The sequence below is a fragment of the uncultured Marixanthomonas sp. genome (assembly GCF_963974425.1).
In the GTDB taxonomy this organism is placed as follows: Bacteria; Bacteroidota; Bacteroidia; order Flavobacteriales; family Flavobacteriaceae; genus Marixanthomonas.
The window spans coordinates 17,244-36,165 of record NZ_CAXBCK010000014.1 but is presented as its reverse complement, the minus strand read 5'-3'; the positions used below and the strand labels follow the sequence as shown (position 1 = coordinate 36,165).

18 protein-coding genes are annotated in these 18,922 nt (G+C 35.5%); 7 read left to right on the top strand and 11 right to left on the bottom strand.

What is annotated here, in order from left to right; all coding sequences use genetic code 11:
* Positions 1-11: 11 nt before the first annotated feature.
* The 9 genes from AACZ92_RS05580 to AACZ92_RS05540 form a co-directional block, all read right to left on the bottom strand.
* Positions 12-674: an outer membrane lipoprotein carrier protein LolA gene (locus AACZ92_RS05580; RefSeq protein ID WP_339698124.1), complete on the bottom strand. Its 663-nt coding sequence runs from the start codon at positions 672-674 to the stop codon at positions 12-14.
* Complete coding sequence (locus tag AACZ92_RS05575) at positions 655-3,033, bottom strand: DNA translocase FtsK 4TM domain-containing protein (RefSeq protein ID WP_339698121.1); 2,379 nt, start codon at positions 3,031-3,033, stop codon at positions 655-657. Before AACZ92_RS05575 ends, AACZ92_RS05580 begins: the two co-directional genes overlap by 20 nt.
* A gap of 177 nt (positions 3,034-3,210) precedes the next feature.
* Positions 3,211-3,570 (bottom strand): diacylglycerol kinase family protein, encoded by a 360-nt coding sequence (locus tag AACZ92_RS05570; protein ID WP_339698118.1) that lies wholly within the window; start codon positions 3,568-3,570, stop codon positions 3,211-3,213.
* A 1-nt stretch (position 3,571) separates the two neighbouring features.
* Positions 3,572-4,072, bottom strand: a complete 501-nt coding sequence (tpx, locus tag AACZ92_RS05565) for a thiol peroxidase (protein ID WP_339698115.1) — start codon at positions 4,070-4,072, stop codon at positions 3,572-3,574.
* A 147-nt stretch (positions 4,073-4,219) separates the two neighbouring features.
* Positions 4,220-4,468, bottom strand: a complete 249-nt coding sequence (locus tag AACZ92_RS05560) for a hypothetical protein (RefSeq protein WP_339698112.1) — start codon at positions 4,466-4,468, stop codon at positions 4,220-4,222.
* Positions 4,449-4,763 (bottom strand): thioredoxin family protein, encoded by a 315-nt coding sequence (locus tag AACZ92_RS05555; protein ID WP_339698109.1) that lies wholly within the window; start codon positions 4,761-4,763, stop codon positions 4,449-4,451. Before AACZ92_RS05555 ends, AACZ92_RS05560 begins: the two co-directional genes overlap by 20 nt.
* A gap of 5 nt (positions 4,764-4,768) precedes the next feature.
* A complete protein-coding gene (locus tag AACZ92_RS05550) occupies positions 4,769-5,404 on the bottom strand; it encodes a peroxiredoxin (RefSeq protein WP_117159946.1) in 636 nt (211 codons plus the stop codon).
* Between the two features lie 168 nt (positions 5,405-5,572).
* Positions 5,573-7,054: a Na+/H+ antiporter NhaC gene (gene nhaC / locus AACZ92_RS05545; protein WP_339698102.1), complete on the bottom strand. Its 1,482-nt coding sequence runs from the start codon at positions 7,052-7,054 to the stop codon at positions 5,573-5,575.
* A 118-nt stretch (positions 7,055-7,172) separates the two neighbouring features.
* The gene (locus tag AACZ92_RS05540; protein ID WP_339698098.1) at positions 7,173-8,384 is read right to left on the bottom strand and encodes an aminotransferase class I/II-fold pyridoxal phosphate-dependent enzyme; all 1,212 of its coding nucleotides are present in this window, start codon (positions 8,382-8,384) and stop codon (positions 7,173-7,175) included.
* Between the two features lie 177 nt (positions 8,385-8,561).
* On the opposite strand from AACZ92_RS05540, the gene AACZ92_RS05535 reads away from it, so the two are divergent.
* Together AACZ92_RS05535 and lpdA are read left to right on the top strand one after the other, a co-directional pair.
* Positions 8,562-9,023: an Lrp/AsnC family transcriptional regulator gene (locus AACZ92_RS05535; RefSeq protein WP_339698095.1), complete on the top strand. Its 462-nt coding sequence runs from the start codon at positions 8,562-8,564 to the stop codon at positions 9,021-9,023.
* An 84-nt stretch (positions 9,024-9,107) separates the two neighbouring features.
* A complete protein-coding gene (lpdA, locus tag AACZ92_RS05530; RefSeq protein WP_339698093.1) occupies positions 9,108-10,511 on the top strand; it encodes a dihydrolipoyl dehydrogenase in 1,404 nt (467 codons plus the stop codon).
* 76 nt (positions 10,512-10,587) lie between these two features.
* Here the strand turns inward: lpdA and AACZ92_RS05525 are convergent, their stop codons facing one another.
* Positions 10,588-11,103, bottom strand: coding sequence for a hypothetical protein (locus tag AACZ92_RS05525; RefSeq protein WP_339698089.1), 516 nt, complete (start codon positions 11,101-11,103; stop codon positions 10,588-10,590).
* Between the two features lie 147 nt (positions 11,104-11,250).
* Positions 11,251-12,453: a hypothetical protein gene (locus AACZ92_RS05520; protein WP_339698086.1), complete on the bottom strand. Its 1,203-nt coding sequence runs from the start codon at positions 12,451-12,453 to the stop codon at positions 11,251-11,253.
* Positions 12,454-12,697: 244 nt separating this feature from the next.
* Between AACZ92_RS05520 and AACZ92_RS05515 the strand changes: the two genes are divergently transcribed.
* From AACZ92_RS05515 to AACZ92_RS05495, 5 genes are all read left to right on the top strand, one after another.
* Complete coding sequence (locus AACZ92_RS05515) at positions 12,698-13,990, top strand: anthranilate synthase component I family protein (protein WP_339698082.1); 1,293 nt, start codon at positions 12,698-12,700, stop codon at positions 13,988-13,990.
* A gap of 135 nt (positions 13,991-14,125) precedes the next feature.
* Positions 14,126-14,812: a fumarate hydratase gene (locus tag AACZ92_RS05510; RefSeq protein ID WP_339698079.1), complete on the top strand. Its 687-nt coding sequence runs from the start codon at positions 14,126-14,128 to the stop codon at positions 14,810-14,812.
* A gap of 5 nt (positions 14,813-14,817) precedes the next feature.
* A complete protein-coding gene (locus AACZ92_RS05505) occupies positions 14,818-15,522 on the top strand; it encodes a DUF3307 domain-containing protein (RefSeq protein WP_339698076.1) in 705 nt (234 codons plus the stop codon).
* Positions 15,522-16,832, top strand: coding sequence for a tRNA lysidine(34) synthetase TilS (gene tilS / locus AACZ92_RS05500; protein WP_339698072.1), 1,311 nt, complete (start codon positions 15,522-15,524; stop codon positions 16,830-16,832). The genes AACZ92_RS05505 and tilS overlap by 1 nt, the downstream gene beginning before the upstream one ends.
* A 7-nt stretch (positions 16,833-16,839) precedes the next feature.
* Positions 16,840-18,840 (top strand): cytochrome c biogenesis protein CcdA, encoded by a 2,001-nt coding sequence (locus tag AACZ92_RS05495; RefSeq protein ID WP_339698069.1) that lies wholly within the window; start codon positions 16,840-16,842, stop codon positions 18,838-18,840.
* Positions 18,841-18,922: the final 82 nt, after the last annotated feature.

Below are 18,922 nucleotides of genomic sequence, written 5' to 3'. Positions count from 1 at the left end.
GAAGGTTGTAATTAATCAAGCTTATTAATATAGTACCCGTCAGATTCATATTTTGATTCATCAAAACTGAACAAAGTTTTGGAAAGTGGTTGATCAGTTTTAAACGAATTAACCGTTAATGTATAGGTAGTACCGTTAGCATCGGTCTGTATTAACTTATAAATGTGCTTAGTTTGTACATCTATACCTAGTAAAATATCTTTAATTTCAGCATTTGAATCAATAGGTATCAATTTTACAAACTGAATTTTACGACCTTTTACATTTTGCGTAACATCCATTTTATAACGATATCCGTTTTCATAAAACGTAAGCATCTTTGAAGGAGTAATCTGCTTATCGTTTTTTGGGTTGTAGTTTGAAATAGTTACCTCTTCATCTTCAGGGACAATGGTGTAAATCTTTTTCCCATCGAACATACTGGTGGTTCCCAACATATTCAAAACATATTTTTCTCCTGAAATGGTAACATCGCCACGGGTATCTTGACTTACATTTTCTTTGGTATTATTCAAGTTATACTTAAAATCAATTTTAATATTATCGTAGCTTTTTGCCTTTGTTGAAACTTCATTCAACAAACTTTTGGCTTCTTGAGCCTGTAAAAAGGTTACTGATAAACATGCTAAGACTATAAAAGTTGCTGTTTTCAATTTATGCATCGTTGTTTTCATTATCTAAATGTTGTTTAAGTGCTTCTAAAGTTGGTACTAATACTTGTCTGGCTTTACTGCCTTCAAACGGTCCTACTATTCCTGCTGCTTCTAATTGATCTATTATTCTTCCGGCACGGTTATATCCTAATTTTAACTTCCGTTGTAATAAGGAAGCCGAACCTTGCTGGGCAATAACCAACACTTCGGCAGCCTGCGGAAAGAGTTTATCTCGTTCGTCGATTATATCATCAAGAGTTGTGCCACCTTCTTCGCTTTCATATTCAGGTAATTGATGGGCTTCAGGGTAGGCCTTTTGTGAGCCAATATAGTCCGTAATATCAGCTACTTCGGGGGTGTCCACAAAAGCACATTGCAATCGTGTCAGGTCATTACCTTGCGTAAACAACATATCACCACGGCCAATTAATTGATCGGCTCCAGAATTGTCCAAAATGGTTCGCGAATCAATTTTACTGGTTACTCTAAAAGCAACCCGTGCCGGGAAGTTGGCTTTAATAATTCCCGTGATTACATTTACCGAAGGACGTTGCGTAGCGACAATTAAATGGATGCCAATGGCACGTGCCAATTGCGCTAATCGAGCAATAGGAGTTTCAACCTCTTTACCGGCAGTCATGATTAAATCGGCAAATTCATCAATAACTAGCACGATATACGGAAGGAAACGGTGTCCTTCATGGGGGTTGAGTTTTCGTTTTTTAAACTTGGTGTTATATTCTTTAATATTTCGACAATAGGCTTCCTTTAATAAGTCGTAGCGGTCATCCATTTCAATACAAAGTGAATTAAGTGTATTAATTACTTTATTGGTATCGGTAATAATGGCTTCTTCGCTATCGGGTAATTTGGCTAAATAATGGCGTTCAATTTTGTTGAATAAAGTAAGCTCGACTTTTTTAGGATCAACGAGTACAAATTTAACTTCGGCAGGGTGCTTACTGTACAATAGGGAAGTAAGGATAGCATTTAAACCAACCGATTTACCTTGCCCTGTTGCACCTGCCATAAGCATGTGAGGCATTTTTGCTAGATCGACTACAAAAGTTTCGTTGCTAATTGTTTTTCCTAATGCAAGCGGCAATTCCATTTCAGCTTTCTGAAATTTAGGCGAAGCAATTACCGAACGCATCGATACAATGCGAGCATCTTTGTTTGGTACCTCAATACCGATGGTTCCGCGGCCGGGAATAGGGGCAATAATTCTAATCCCTAAAGCCGAAAGGGATAAGGCAATGTCATCTTCTAGGTTTTTAATTTTTGAAATGCGAATCCCTGCTTCAGGAACAATTTCATATAAAGTTACTGTAGGACCAACTGTTGCTTTAATGTTTGAAATACCAATTTTGTAGTTGTTCAGTGTTTCTACAATTCGGTTTTTGTTTTCCTCCAACTCTTCTTGGTTGATGGTAATTCCTTTTCCGCCCGTATAATCTTTTAGCAGTTCAATAGTGGGGAATTTATATTTACTCAATTCTAGAGTAGGGTCAAACTCTCCAAAATCTTCTACCAATTTATTACTAGGATCATCTTCAATTTCTTCCTCCTCAACGGCTTCTTCCACTTCCATGGTAACGTCATTTTCTGAATCGGTTTTTGGAGTGGTTTTCAATTCGGGCTCTATTTTTTTCTCTTTTTCTTCGGAAATATCTGCTGCAACAGTTGCCGTTTCTTGTGTTGTAACGGTATCGACTACAGATTTTTCATAATCTGTTTGCGATGGTTTTTCTTCCGAAGTATCTTCAGAGAAGTCACTTTTCAATTCTTTTTTAGTTTTTCTGAAAGCTGCAGCAACTCGATCAGGCGTTATATTTAATCTGATTACAAGATAAACGATTGCTAAAAAAACCATCACTAAAATAGTTCCAGTAAGGCCTAAATAATCTTGTGAAAGGTCGTTAATTTCATAGCCAATGACACCGCTAAGCAGACTGTTGGTATTCGTAAAAAAGCCAAAGAATATAGCAATCCAAATCATAACCAATACCCCCCAAAACCAGAATCGTTTTAGTTGTGTTTTGGTATAATCGAAAAAATAATAGATTCCAGTTAGGGTAATTAAAAAGGCAAGTATAAAAGCTGCGATACCAAAACCTTCGTACACAAAAAAGTGTCCAAGGTTGGTGCCAAATTTACTGAGCCAATTTTGTGTTTCTAGCTCGCGTTCGGCTATAATCCCAACTTCACTTTGATCTGCTTGCCATGTAAAGAAATAGGAGAAAAAGGAAAGGAGTAGGGCTAATCCTAAGAAAAATAAAAAACCACCCAAAACAATTTTTTGCTGTTTTGAAAGGGTAAAAGGGATCTTTTTACGCGGCGTCTTGGTTTTTTTGGTTGCTTTTTTCTTCTTTCTCGCCATGGAGGATTGGGTTGTCTTTTGAGCAAAAATACAATATAGAACGTCACAAACTACATAAAATTATTGAAAATGCAGCTGTATTTTTGAGAAAGTAAATTGAAAAAAACAATTAAATCTTAGATTAAAAATATGCATCTATGAGGCACTGGAACTAGATGTAGATGAGAAGTAATCCTTTTAAAACTTCGGAATATAAATAATGCATCCAATTATAACAGCACCGACTGCAGCAAAAAAAACGGCCCCAGCGGCGATGTCTTTTATAAGTCCTATTTTGTTATGAAAGTCGGGATGGACAAAATCTGCAATTTCTTCAGCGGCTGTATTCAATCCTTCGATACTCATCACTAGTGCAATTGCAAATATTTGTAGCATCCATTCGGTTGTAGAAATATGAAAGTAAAACCCAGCAATAGTCATTATAACCGCTATAAAGGCTTGCACTTGTATGCTATGCTCATTCTTGAGTAACATCCAAGCACCTTTGGCTGCGTAGCCGCAACCTTTAAGGCGTTTACCAAGAAAGGAATCCCACATACTATAATAAAGGCTTTAATGCTGAAAGATAATCGGGCTCTTCACCAATTTCAGGTACTTGTTGCGAGTGAATTACAGTACCTTCTTCATCTAATACAAGTACAGCTCTTGAGTGTAGTCCTTCTAGAGCACCGCTAATCATTTCTAGTCCATATTCTTTCCCGAAGTTACCAGTTTTAAAGTCTGAAAGATTAGTCACGTTAGTAATATCTTCATCGCTTACAAAACGTTTTTGAGCAAAGGGAAGGTCGCGTGAAATACACAATACTTCGGTGTTTTTTAAACCTGTTGCTTTTTCGTTAAACGTTTTTACAGAAGTTGCACACACATTGGTGTCGATACTCGGAAAAATATTTAAAACAACACGTTTGCCTTTATAATCCTCAAGCGTCTTGGTTGACATGTCTTGAGCAGTCAATTTAAAATTAGGGACTTTATCGCCTTTTTGAGGTAGTTTCCCTGAAGTTTCAATTTTATTTCCGCCTAATGTTATAGTAGCCATCTCTTTTATTTTTTATGAAATATAAAGTTACATAAACCTTTGGTTGATATTTCTAAAAGTAATCATAAACATTTGACTCTTTTCTGAAAATAAAAATCCCCCAACAACTATTGTGAAGGGGGATTTATAAGTGTTATTTATTACGTGCTACCGGTCTATAGAACCAATAACTTTCTTTGAAAAAGCATTAGCTGCATCACGTTCCGGCATTCCGTCTTCGATCATTTGATTAACTTCTACAGCACCACAAAGATTGGTGATTAATTCACCAACTACATTTAACTCTTCATCACTTATGCGATTGTATTCGCTAAAAGATTCTAAGACTTCAATGCAATTCTCTATTTGTACTGTGGAGTTATTACGTTGTAAGTGTCTAATTACTGGCAACTTCATCTACTAACTCTTTTAATGGATCAAACTTGTTGGTTTGAACCTGATTAACAAATTTTCCGTCTTTGAAGGTTGCAAATGTAGGCAGGTTATCCACAGTAGCCATTTGGCGGCTTTCTGGGAATTTTTCTGCATCAACAATTACGAATTTAAAATTTTCTACTTCATTAGAAAGCTTCTTAAATTTCGGTTTCATCAATCTACAGTTCCCACACCAAGATGCAGCGTACTGTACCACCACATTTTGCTCTTCTTCAACCAGTTGTTTTAGACTATCGTCTTTAAGCTCTACTAACATGCTGTTTAGTTTTGTAGGTACGTAGCAACACCATCACGAGTGGCAATCATACCTTCTTTACCTTCTTCCCAGTTTGCAGGGCATACTTCACCTTTTTCTTGAACGTGAGTGTATGCGTCAACTAATCTAAGGTATTCGTTTACGTTACGACCTAATGGCATGTCGTTAACACTTTCGTGGAATATTTTACCTTCTTCATCAATTAGGTAAGTTGCACGGTATGTTACATTTGAACCTTTAAGGGTAACTAAATCTTGCTCTTCGTCATACGATTCTCCTTCAATGTCAAGAATACCTAATGCACTTGAAAGGTTACGGTTTGTATCTGCCAATAATGGGTAAGTAACGCCTTCAATTCCTCCATTGTCTCTTGGTGTGTTTAACCACGCAAAGTGAACCTCAGGAGTATCGCAAGAAGCACCAATTACCATTGTGTTTTTGTCTTCAAATTGCTTTAAAGCCTCTTGAAATTTGTGAATTTCAGTAGGGCACACATAAGTAAAGTCTTTTGGGTACCAGAATAAGATTACTTTCTTATTATTCTTTTTAGCTTCTTCTAGAACGTTAATTTGAAGGGTGTCTCCCATCTCGTTCATAGCATCTACTGTAATATTTGGAAATTGTTTTCCTACTAATGACATATAAAAATTAATTTTAAAGTTATTGTTTTATTTCACTGGCAAAAATAGGAGAAATAACCGCTTAATTTTCTAAATAAAAACGTAAAATTCTATCTAAGTATAGATAAAATAAATAGTTTATATGTGTAATTATAGAAGAAACATTATACTGCTTGTAAAGTGTATGTTTTAAGCAGCTTTAGCTTCATTGAGCATTTTGATTTTGATCCGGAAAGCGGCAAAAAATAGTGTCATAAATGGGCTTAACCAGTTAAAAACTGCAAAGAAAAGATAATCTATAACAGGCACACCCAAAACGCCACTATGATAAGCACCACAAGTGTTCCAAGGGATTAAAACAGAAGTCACGGTACCACTATCCTCTAAAGTTCTAGATAAATTCTCTGGAGCCAACCCTTTATCCTTATATGCTTGCGCATACATTTTTCCAGGAACTACAATAGCCAAGTATTGATCACTTGCGGTAAAGTTTAAACCTAAACAAGTAAAAACGGTACTCGCAAATAAACCAAACGTGGTATGGAATAAGTTTAATAAAGCTCTACTTATAGCAGCTAAAGCACCAATCGCTTCCATAATTCCACCAAAAACCATAGCGCATATTATTAACCATATGGTACCAAGCATTCCGTACATTCCTCCAGCTGAAAATAAATCATTTAATACTTCACTATTAGTTGGAATGGCGATATCTACTGTTATAGCATCCATTACACCTTTATAGCCACTCATAAAAGTTAAGTTTTCGGATCCGCCTATGGCGGCAACTACACCAGGTTGAAAAATTAAAGCAAACACGCCTCCTAATAAAGTACCAATTAGTAAGGCGATTAAGGGAGGTGTTTTTTTAATTATCATTCCAATAACTAAAACAGGTACAAGAAAAAGCCACGGACTAACATTAAAAGACGCTTCAATAGACGACAATATTGATGCGGTGTCTGCCACGCCCTCTGTATCCAATGTAAATCCTAATATGACAAAAAACAATATGGTAATTATAATGGTTGGTATCGTGGTTAATGTCATGTATCGAATGTGCGTAAACAAATCGGTCCCAGCCATAGCTGGTGCTAAATTTGTAGTGTCACTCAAAGGGGAGAGCTTATCTCCAAAATAGGCGCCCGAAAGTACAGCGCCAGCTGTCATTCCTAATGAGATACCAAGTGCTTCGGCAATACCAATTAGAGCAATACCTACGGTAGCTGAAGTTGTCCAACTACTGCCAGTGGCTACTGAAATAATAGCACAGATAACAACACAAGCTGCTAGAAAAATAGTAGGATTTAATACTTGTAGCCCATAATAAATCATGGTGGGTATAATACCGCTTAAAAGCCAAGTACCAGCTAAAGAACCAACCATTAATAATATGAGAATGGCTCCAGAAGTCGATTTTATATTTTTAGCAACTTCCTCTATCATCATTTTGTAATCTACTTTATTGTAAGCCCCTACAATGGCAGCTACAGCAGCCCCCATTAATAAAATAAATTGATTACTTCCACTTAATGCATCGTCACCATATACATATACATTATAGGCCAGCATCCCTATTAAAGCAAAAACGGGAATTAAAGCTTCCCAAATGTTAAGATTCTTGTTTTCTATAACGTTTTCGTTTTCAGGATTTTGGTTTTGGCCCTCCATTAATGTAGTGTTTAAATTAGATGTAATGTTACGATTTTGTAAAATGGTATGCAAATGAAAAAGCGGACGAGAATATAATTATCAAGTCCGCTTTTATTTAAAAAGTATGTATTTTGCTTTATAAAATTCCAACTTTCACCATACATGCTCGCATCATATCATAGGTGCGTTCTATATTGTTATCTAACCCAATAGAAAAGCGTATTAATCCATCGGTAAGGCCCATTTCAGCTTGCTCTTCTTCAGAAATTTCAGAAGAGGTTGAAGTTCCCGGAGCACTGAATAACGTTTTATAAAAACCTAAGCTTACAGCTAGATACCCTAAGTTGCGTTCTTGCATGAGTTCCATCAATTCGTTGGCTTTATCTAAGCTGCCAACATCAACAGTTAACATGCCGCCGTATCCATATTCAGCATTCATCATTTTCTTGAATTTTTCATGACTTGGGTGTGAAGCCAATCCTGGGTATACAGTTTTTAACCCATCCTTTTGAAATTTTTCGGCTAAATACATTGCATTTTTACTGTGTTGTTTCACCCGAATATGTAACGTACGCATATTTTTAAGGATAGAAGCTGCACGCATACTGTCCATCGATGCTCCCATGAGCATGCTAGCACCATCGTTTACACTTCTAAGCTCGTTAATAAACTCTTGCGTTCCACACATAACACCGCCCATAGTGTCGCTACTACCATTTATGAATTTTGTTAAACTGTGTAACACAACATCGGCACCAAACTTCGCCGGAGAAACCGAAAGAGGAGAGAAGGTATTGTCTACTAATAGTTTTATGCCGTGTTTTTTAGCGAGTTTAGAAAGTTCAGCAATATCGGCTACTTCTAATAACGGGTTGCTTACGGTTTCACAGAAAATTACTTTTGTGTTTTCGGTAATCGCTGCTTCAACTTTATCTATATCGGTAATATCTACAAAAGCAGTATTGATGTTTAAGCGGGGAGCGAAGTTTTTTAGGTAAGCGTAGGTCCCGCCGTAAATAGTTCGGCTAGAAACTACGTGATCACCAGCACAGCACAATTGCATGATGGCTGGTACAATAGCGCCCATTCCAGTTGCGGCAACATTTGCAGTTTCCGTACCTTCCATTGCAGCAAGTGCTTCTCCAAGATAAAGGTTTGAGGGGGAAGAGTGACGTGAGTATAAATAACATCCTTCAGCATTGCCTTCAAAAGTATCGAACATTGTCTTTGCTGAAAGGAAAGTGTAGGTTGAAGAGTCTGATATTGATGGATTCACACCACCGAACTCTCCAAAATATTGAAGGTCTTGTATACTGTCTGCTGGATTAAAATCTTTAGAATCGGCCATTAAAATATATTTTGAGTTTAAAATTTTAGTTTCAATTCTTTCAAAAATAATGGTTGTTAGACTATTTGTCAATGGTTGGTCGAATATTTAGATTATAAAACGGTTTAAATTAATTATTATGGATTTTATAACTTAAATATTCATTAAATTCAGTATGTTTCAGAAAAATTTTCAGGTATGAATTTAGACACAATAGATAAAGCCTTATTGCAATTACTTCAGGAAAATGCAAAACAGACTAATAAACAACTTTCTTTACAGTTAAATTTATCAGTTACAGCAGTTTATGAACGGATAAAAAAACTAGAGCGTGAAGGTATAATCACTAAATATGTATCCATATTGGATAAAGAAAAAGTAAACAAAGGATTTACGGTTTTTTGTCATATAAAATTGGTACAGCACGCCCAAGATTACTTAACTATGTTTGAAGAAGAAGTTACAAGTCTTGATGAGGTTTTAGAGTGCTTTCATGTAAGTGGGGATTATGACTATTTGCTGAAAGTTGTAGTGAAGGACATTAAGCAGTTTCGATCTTTTATGGTAAACAAGCTTACCACTATTAAACATATAGGGAGTACACAAAGTTCCTTTAGCATTAGCGAAGTGAAAAACACAACCCAACTAAGTTTACAGTAATAAATTAACAATCCTTTACACTTCAAAATTGCCCATTGTTAAATTACATTGTAACTTTGCGGTTTTAAACCAAAAACACACCTTATGAGCACCTATGATGTTGCCGTTATCGGTTCTGGTCCCGGAGGATATGTTGCTGCAATTCGCTGCGCACAACTAGGGATGAAAACCGCAATCATTGAAAAATATAACACCCTTGGCGGTACTTGCCTTAACGTTGGGTGTATTCCAAGTAAAGCATTATTAGACTCTTCACACCATTATGAAGAGGCAATCAAACATTTTGAAGACCACGGAATTGAATTTCCAGGTGATGTAAAAATCAACTTCAAAAAAATGATCGATCGCAAAGCTTCGGTAGTAGAACAAACTACAAAAGGAATCGATTTTTTGATGAATAAAAACAAAATTGACGTACTTACTGGTGTAGGTTCTTTTAAAGATGAAACGCATATTGTTGTTTCTTCTGAAGATGGTGATAAAACCATCGAAGCTAAGCACACCATTATCGCAACCGGAAGTAAACCCGCGACACTACCTTTTATCGAAATTGATAAGGAACGCATTATAACTTCAACTGAAGCATTGACTTTAAAGGAAATCCCGAAGCACATGATCGTTATTGGCGGGGGTGTTATTGGATTAGAATTAGGTCAAGTGTATCGTCGTTTGGGGGCAGAGGTTTCTGTAGTAGAATATATGGACCGCATCATTCCAACGATGGATAAAGCGCAAAGTAAAGAGCTTACCAAAGTGATGAAAAAACAAGGTGTGAAGTTTTATGTGTCGCATAAAGTTTCCGCAGTAGAAAGAAAGAAAGATGAAGTTACAATTACGGCGACCGATAAAAAAGATAAAGAAGTAACATTTACAGGTGATTACTGTTTGGTTTCAGTCGGAAGAAGACCGTTTACCGATGGTTTAAAAGCGGATAAAGCAGGTGTGAAAGTAAATGAAAAAGGACAGATTGAAGTGAACGAGCACTTACAAACTAGCGTGAAAAATATTTACGCAATTGGTGATGTAGTTAAAGGTGCTATGTTAGCGCATAAAGCGGAAGAAGAAGGCACGTTAGTAGCTGAAATATTAGCCGGACAAAAACCGCATATCGATTATAATCTTATTCCTGGTGTAGTTTACACTTGGCCAGAAGTTGCTTCGGTAGGAAAAACAGAAGAGCAGTTAAAAGAAGATAAAGTTGAGTATAAAAGCGGTCAATTTCCAATGCGTGCCTTAGGAAGAAGCCGTGCAAGTGGTGACACAGATGGATTTGTAAAAATATTAGCCGATAAAGAAACCGATGAGGTGTTGGGAGTACATATGGTAGGTGCCCGTGCTGCCGATTTAATTGCTGAAGCAGTAACAGCAATGGAGTTTAGAGCGAGTGCTGAAGATATAGCTCGTATGAGCCACGCACACCCAACGTATGCTGAAGCTGTTAAAGAAGCTGCATTAGCGGCAACTGAAAATAGACCAATACATTCATAGTTAATAAAATAACTATTATTAAAAAAGCCTACTTGAATAATTAAGTAGGCTTTTTTAATGGATAATTCTAATTTTTTTAAAAATCGATTACTGAAAAGGTGAATTCAATATCAATATCATCTTTTTGTGTGGCACCATTATCACTATCACCAATATTAATCCTAAAACCAGCAGCTTGTCTTTGGTAATACGTAATACCAGGGTCATCATATGTATTTGCTGATCCATTACAATTTCCACCACAATCTATTGTAGCTAAATTGATAATATAGGTAGTTGTGGGTCTAGGTGTATTAAAAGTAACTTGATAATCACCTTCATTTAGTCTTGAAACAGTTGCACCGCTAATTTTTATGGCAGTTCCATTTCCTTGAATTAAACCGGCAGCAATAGTTTGTGGCCCATTATTATTTAGATCTCCATTGGCATTGCTATATACGGCACCATTGGATAGGGTTCTGACCCTAGTTGTTCCATTGACATCTAAGGCAGTTGAGGGATCGGGTGTTGTGGTGTTAACTCCTACTTGCGAATACATCACATTGGAAATTAACAAAAATAAAACGGGGAATTTTAAGAGTGATTTTAACATAAGTATAGGTTTTTTATACAATCTAAAAAGCAGAAAATTTAAATAAAAGGTTTTAAATAATTTTTAACATCATAAATATCAATATGTTAAAACCAAAAAAAAGGCCAGCAAAAATTGCTGGCCTTTGTATATATATATTATTAACGATTAAAAATCGAGAACAATAAACATGAATTCTCTGTCGGTTAGAACCTTTTTATTGGATGCGTTGTTTCCCTGTCCAGTATCATTAGACCCTATAATAACATCAAAACCATTAATTGTTTGATTTTCATAATATATATTTATGCTATCATCCGCAGCGCCTGAACAATTGTTACAATTTAAAGTACTTAGTTGAATGATATAATTAGCAGATTGTCGGGCTGAAAGAAAAGACACTGTATAATTTCCAACACTATTTTTAACCACCGATGCTCCTCTTATTTTTGCATTTGTACCATCAGCATTTATTTTTCCTATTGCAACTGTATGAATACCTGTTTGTGTATTTGTTAAGTTTCCATTAGCGTCACTATATACAGATCCAGAAGTTAATCCTCGTACACGTGCGTTCCCATCTACATCTAATAATTGGGTTGGGTTTTGGGCTCCAATTCCAACGTTTCCAGTACTTCTTACAATAATCCGTTCTTGTTGGGTTGTGCTTCCCTCTGGGGTGGTATTTATTACAAAACGTGAAGGGGAACTTCCAGGAGTGGCAACACCGTCCATGAAAAAACGAAAGCCCCCTGGTTCAACTATATCACTACCATCATGGGTTTTTACAATAAAGGAGCCTATTTCTCTATTCGCAGGTAAAGTTCCTGGCTCTTCTAAAGATCCTCCCGTATTGTATAAAATGAAATTTGGAGGGTTTTCATTTGCACTTGTAATTTGAAAATCATTATCTCCAGGGCCTCTAAACTCAAAACGTTCTACTGGGTCATCGGTACCAAAACCAATGCGGCCATCATCGGTTATTACCATGTCTGTACCGGTTAATTTTGCCCGTGTGGCATAAATTAAATTGTCTCCACTTGGGTTAGTCCCAGCCTTCCATTCTTCGGCACCAATGTTGATCCATTTTTTTTGATCATCGTCCCAATAATAAAAACCTTTATCGTCTGTGCCAATAGCATTGTTTAAAAAAGCTAACATACCATCTTGATTTGCTCCAGGGTTTGTAGCTGGAAAAGCATCAAATCGTGGTATTAAAATACCATCGGTATTATTAGGTGTAGATTGGCTAGAAGCTTTTATATCTAGCGAGCTTTTTGGTGAGGTTGTTCCTATACCAACCTGTGCATTCAGGTAGGGGGATATGCATAGAACCAAAATTACCAAATTGGTAAATGTAATTTTGTTCATAAGTAAGAGATTTGGGTTATCTGTTAACAATATTAATAAAAAAAATAACGCAATTAACTGATTTGTAGGGCAATTCCTATAAAAATCGTTGAATCACAATTTATTTACGATTAAATACGTAAGTTGGTTTCTTTTTAAGTGTTTTTTTTAATATGGTTTCAAGTTTCATTTTAAATATCTTTGGAAAATTAAAAAGTGTTTTCTCCTGAATGGAGTTATACTACTACTTCTATAAACTTTTACTATGCGAGCAATTAAAAAAGTATCAATAAACTCTTTAGACGAATTAAAACCTCGTATTCTCGCTTGGGCGCAAGAGTTTGAAGAAGTTGCTTGGATGGATAGCAATAGTTTTAAAGACGGCCATAGCAAGTATAGTGCAATATTGGCTGTCGATGCCTTTACGGCAGTCCGAACCGACCATTTTAATGCATTTAAAAAGTTAGAAGAATACCAATCCACTACTAAAGATTGGCTTTTTGGTTATTTAACCTATGATTTAAAAAACGATGTTGAAAACCTTTCGTCTTCAAATATTGACGGATTGAGTTTTCCCGATTTACAATTTTTTCAGCCTAAAAAAATCTTCTTTTTTTCTGAAACTGAAGTAGAAATGCACTATCTAAATATGGTAGATGATGAATTAGAAAACGATTGGCAAACTATATTGAGTACAGATTTTTCTGAAACTCCTAAGACGAATAATTCAGTTAAAATTAGCTTACGAACCTCCAAAGATACTTATTTCGAAAAAGCAGGTGCTATGCTAAAGCATATAGAACGCGGCGATATATATGAAGCCAATTTTTGTCAAGAGTTTTATGCAGAAGACACGGTAATTGATCCTTTATCCACTTTTCTTCATTTAAACAAAATATCTTTATCACCTTTTGCCACCTTTCTAAAGTTTACGGATTTATATGCATTGTCTGCCTCGCCAGAACGATATTTGAAGAAAACTGGAGATGTTGTAGTTTCGCAACCTATAAAAGGAACAGCCAAACGGTTATCAAACCTTTCCGAAGACAAAAAAATGATAAATCAGCTACAGAACGATCCCAAAGAACGCAGTGAAAATATCATGATTACCGATTTGGTGCGAAACGATTTATCTCGAATTGCTAAAAAAGGTACGGTTGCTGTAGAAGAGCTTTGTAAAATATACACGTTTGAACAAGTGCATCAAATGATTTCTACCATCCGATGCGAAGTAAAAGAATCAGTTTCTCCTGTTGAAATCATTAAAAATAGTTTCCCTATGGGAAGTATGACAGGTGCTCCTAAAGTTTCAGCCATGAAAACCATTGAGCAATTAGAAGATGCTAAACGTGGCTTATATAGTGGCGCAGTAGGCTATTTTACACCTACGGGCGATTTTGATTTTAATGTGGTTATTCGTAGTATTTTATACAATGAAGCAAAAAAGTATGTTAGTTTTTCAGTTGGAGGTGCTATAACTGCAAAATCTGTACTTGAAAATGAATATGAAGAATGTCTGTTAAAAGCCCGAGCCATGCGAACAGTTTTGGAGTCGTGATAACCTATTATACTCATAAAACCTGTTTATGAGTTTTAAACGGCATATTTACTATTTATGTGCTTATTAACACATAAACTTATTTTATGTATTTAAATACGCATATTTTTGTATATTTGATTAAAAGAAACAATAATGATGTATTCAGTTTTATCTGGAGATATAGTCTCATCTACTAGTTTACACAATAAAGACCGTAGCACAGTAGAGAAAGAACTTGTCAAATTATTAAAAAACCTAGACGACGAGTTTAAAGTATATGGTCGAATTATAAAAGGAGATTACATAGAATGTGTAGTCCCAAAAGCTGAAGATGGTTTGCGGGTGGCTTTGGCAATTAAAAGTTTTGTGAAATCAATCCCGATTGAACTGAGTAATTATAAAAAAGACAAAAACCGTGTTCGGCTTTTTAAAACCCACGGATTACGATTAGCAATAGGGTATGGATCATTAAGTAGATATAAACCTAAAGAAGGAATTATTGATGGAGAAGCCATTTACTTGTCCGGTCGTGAAATTAGTGGGATGTCTACACACAATAAAGAACGGGTAGTTATTAAAAACACCTTGTTTTTTGTTTCAGAAAACACAAGTCTCAACAACCGCTTTAAACCTGTTTTTGAATTATTAGATACCCTGCTAAGTAAAGCAACTGCAAGACAGAGCGAAGTGTTATATTTAAAACTATTAAACCAACAAGAAGACGAAATAGCAAAAACATTGGGCATTGGCCAATCAGCTGTTAATAGGCACTCCACAAGTGTAGGCTGGAATGCTATTGAAACGGCTGTCCTAGATTTTTCAAAAACCCTCTCTAAATAACTACCATGGAATTTTCAACCTTTTTATTGCTTCAGCTATTAGCACATTTTTTAGCCGATTACTTTTTTCAATGGTCAGTCATGGCAGAACAAAAAAACCGTTTAGGTTTTAAAAGTGGTCTCTTGGTGTGGCACATACTAATTGTCTTTGCATTATCATGGCTGTTAGCATTTCAGTTAAGTTTTATTTATGGAGCTGTAATAATAGCTGTGCTACATTTTGTTATAGATGGTTGCAAACCTTATATAAACCGAAGCAAATCAATAGGTCGTTATGCCTTTTTTATAGATCAAGCCATGCATATTATTGTATTAATGATTGTAAGCTGGGGGTTTGCTAAATACCAAGGGATAAATTCACTTTGGGAATTTCCAATAGGTAACAAAGAGTTATTTTTAATTATTGGGTATCTTATTTGTCTAAAACCGGCCAATATATTTATTCGCGAAGTGTTCAGTGCGACTCAAATTGAAGTGACTAGTGACAATGAACTACCTAATGCTGGGAAAGTAATCGGGGTTTTGGAACGTTTATTAACTTTAACTTTTATAGTGATAGACCAATACGAAGCAGTTGGCTTCCTTATTGCAGCAAAATCCATTTTACGTTATCGAGATGAAGAAACTTTAAAAACCGAATATGTTCTCATTGGCACGATGCTCAGCTTTGGTATTGCAGTGGTCTTAGGAATTATTACAAATGCGATATAATGCTTCAAATATTTAAGGAACATATTGACACACATTTTTCATTCTTGAAAGATAAGAAGCTGCTAGTAGCTTGCAGCGGGGGAGTGGATAGTGTTGTGCTCTCTTTTTTGCTGAAAAAATCAAGATTTAACATTGGTTTGGCGCATTGTAACTTTTCATTGCGTGGAAAAGATAGTGATGGTGATGAAACGTTTGTGATAGATTGGGCAGATAAATTATCAATCCCAGTTTTTACGGAAACATTTGATACCAAAGAATTTGCCAAAGATCACAAACTTTCAACACAAATGGCTGCTCGGGAGTTACGTTATCATTGGTTTTATGAAATTTTAAAAGACTTTAAGTACGATTACCTGGCAACCGGTCATCATGCCGATGATGATTTAGAAACATTTTTTATTAATCTAAGTAGAGGGAGTGGTTTACAAGGATTAACGGGAATACCCAAAATAAATGAAACAGTAATCAGACCTTTGTTGCTATTTTCCCGCTCAGAAATTGTGGCTTTCGCTAAAGAAAACAAACTTACTTGGCGAGAAGACAGTAGTAATGCATCAACCGAATATCTTCGAAATAAATTGCGACACGATGTATTACCAGAGTATAAAAATGCGACAGAAGGAGTGTTACAAAACTTTCAGAAAACACAAAAATACTTAAAAGACAGCCAAGATTTAGTTGAAGATTATATGGCGTTGGTCTATAATCTAGCCGTTACCGAAAATTTTGATGGTTATACCCTTCATATTGAAAAATTGCAAGAACTTCCTCATACCGAAGCGGTTTTGTACCAACTATTACACCCTTTTGGCTTTACAGATTGGGAAGTTGTTCCAGAATTGTTAAAAGCTCAAAGTGGAAAGCAAGTTTTTTCAACTACACATAGGTTATTAAAAGATAGAAATGTGTTATTGCTAACAAAAATCACTTCAGAAGAACAAATAGATGAAATATTAATAAAAAAAAATATAAAAAAAATTGAAATTCCATTACAAATTGAATTTATTCCTATCGATAAAATAGGGTATATTGACAACAGTGTGATTTACGTCGATAAAGATAAATTACATTATCCTTTAAAACTCAGAAAGTGGCGTAAAGGCGATGCATTTCAGCCTTTCGGGATGAAAGGAAAAAAGAAATTAAGTAAGTTTTTTAAAGATGAAAAGCTATCTTTGGTAGCTAAAGAAAAAATCTGGGTGCTCTGTAGTGATTCAGAAATTATTTGGATTATTGGTCACAGAGCTGATGAACGTTTTAAAGTAACTTCAAAAACAACAGACATATTGAAAATCACGGTTAAAAATTAATTCTACAATGAAAAAATTCCTCTTACTTTTTATTTCAGTTTTTTGTTTATCCAATACACTTACTGCACAAGTTTTAGATCCTGTTTCTTGGGAAGTGACAGTCCAACAGGAAAAAGACGATGTATATAATGTATTAATGAAAGCCACAATTGAAGAAGGGTGGCATTTGTATAGCCAAAAACAATTTGGTGAAGAGTTTGAAGGTCCCATACCTACAGAGTTTGCTTATAACAACACACCAGAAACCTTTACATTAGTAGGAGAAACCCAAGAACCAGATGTGAGTCCTATACACGATCCGGTTTTTGATCTAGATGTTATCTTTTTTGAAGATAAAGCAACTTTTATTCAGGCTATAAAAGTGGTTAATCCGGAAGACTTAAAAGTAAATATTGAGATTTATTATTCAGTTTGTGATGATGAAAAATGCTTACCTCCAGACACGAAAACTTTTGAAGTAGATTTAGCTTCAGGTAAAGGGAAAAAAGACCTCGCCGAAGTAACAGCAGATGACTTAGAAAAAACCGCTGCATTGACAATTGATATTGGCAATAAAGATCAATATAGAACTGAGCATGAGGAAGGATCAGAAAAAGGGTTTTTAACCATCTTTTTATTAGGTTTTGTAGGAGGATTAATTGCTTTGCTTACACCTTGTGTTTTCCCAATGATACCGTTAACAGTTTCCTTTTTTACAAAAGGAGCTAAGAATAAGAAAAAGGGATTGGCCAATGCCATTTTGTATGGCGTATTCATTTTTGCAATTTATTTATTACTTAGTTTACCTTTTCACTTACTAGATTCACTAGATCCCGAAATACTTAATAATATATCGACAAATACCACTTTGAATATCATCTTTTTTGTGATATTCATGGTATTTGCCTTTTCATTCTTCGGGTTTTATGAAATTACACTACCAAACTCTTGGAGTTCACGTATGGATAGCAAAGCTTCTAGTATTGGCGGAGGGATTGGTATTTTCTTTATGGCTTTAACATTGGCTATAGTGTCATTTTCTTGTACGGGACCCATTTTAGGTTCATTATTAGGAGGTTCGTTGACGAGTGATGGTGGGGCGATGCAACTTACTTTTGGTATGGGCGGCTTTGGTTTGGCATTGGCCTTGCCATTTGCACTTTTTGCATTGTTTCCAAATTGGCTGAATTCTTTGCCCAAAAGTGGAGGATGGCTTAATACAGTTAAAGTGGTATTAGGTTTTATTGAATTGGGTCTGGCTTTCAAATTTCTTTCAAATGCAGATTTGGTAGAACATTGGGGGCTTTTAAAACGTGAAATATTTATTGCCATATGGATTATATGTGCATTAGGAATGGTATTGTACCTCTTTGGTATTATTCGTTTTCCACACGACGGACCTAAAAAGAAAAGACCACCAATGGGAAATATTTTAGTTGGTGTGGTAACATTTGCATTTATGCTTTACCTTATTCCTGGGCTGACAAATTCAAGTTATGCCAACCTTAAATTATTAAGTGGTTTCCCACCACCACTATTTTATAGTGTATATGATAAAGACACCGATGCTCCCTTAGGACTTGAAGCCTATAAAGATTTAGAGGAAGGGCTGGCTGTTGCAAAAGCTGCTGGTAAACCTATTATGATAGATTTTACAGGCTGGGCTTGCGTTAATTGTCGAAAAATGGAAGAACAAGTATGGAGCCGTCAAGATATTTTTGAAACCATCAATGAAGATTATGTTTTAATCTCACTGTATGTTGATGATAGAAAAGAACTGCCAGATGATCAAAAATTTAATTTTTTAAAACCAAGTGGAGGTGTTAAAAAGATTAAAACAATAGGAGATAAGTGGGCAACGTTCCAAACGGTTAATTTTAAAAATAACTCACAACCGTATTACATTTTAATGGATACTAACTTTAATCTTTTAAATAAGCCTGTTGGTTATACACCCGATGCCGATGAATACTTATATTGGCTAGAAGAAGGACTTAAAAATTTCACTGAGAAAGATACTTCAAAATAGGTTTTAAATTCTTATAAAGAAAAGCGTCCCGACCTTTCGGCGGGACGCTAATAACAAACCTAACTTAGTAAATTTTAATATA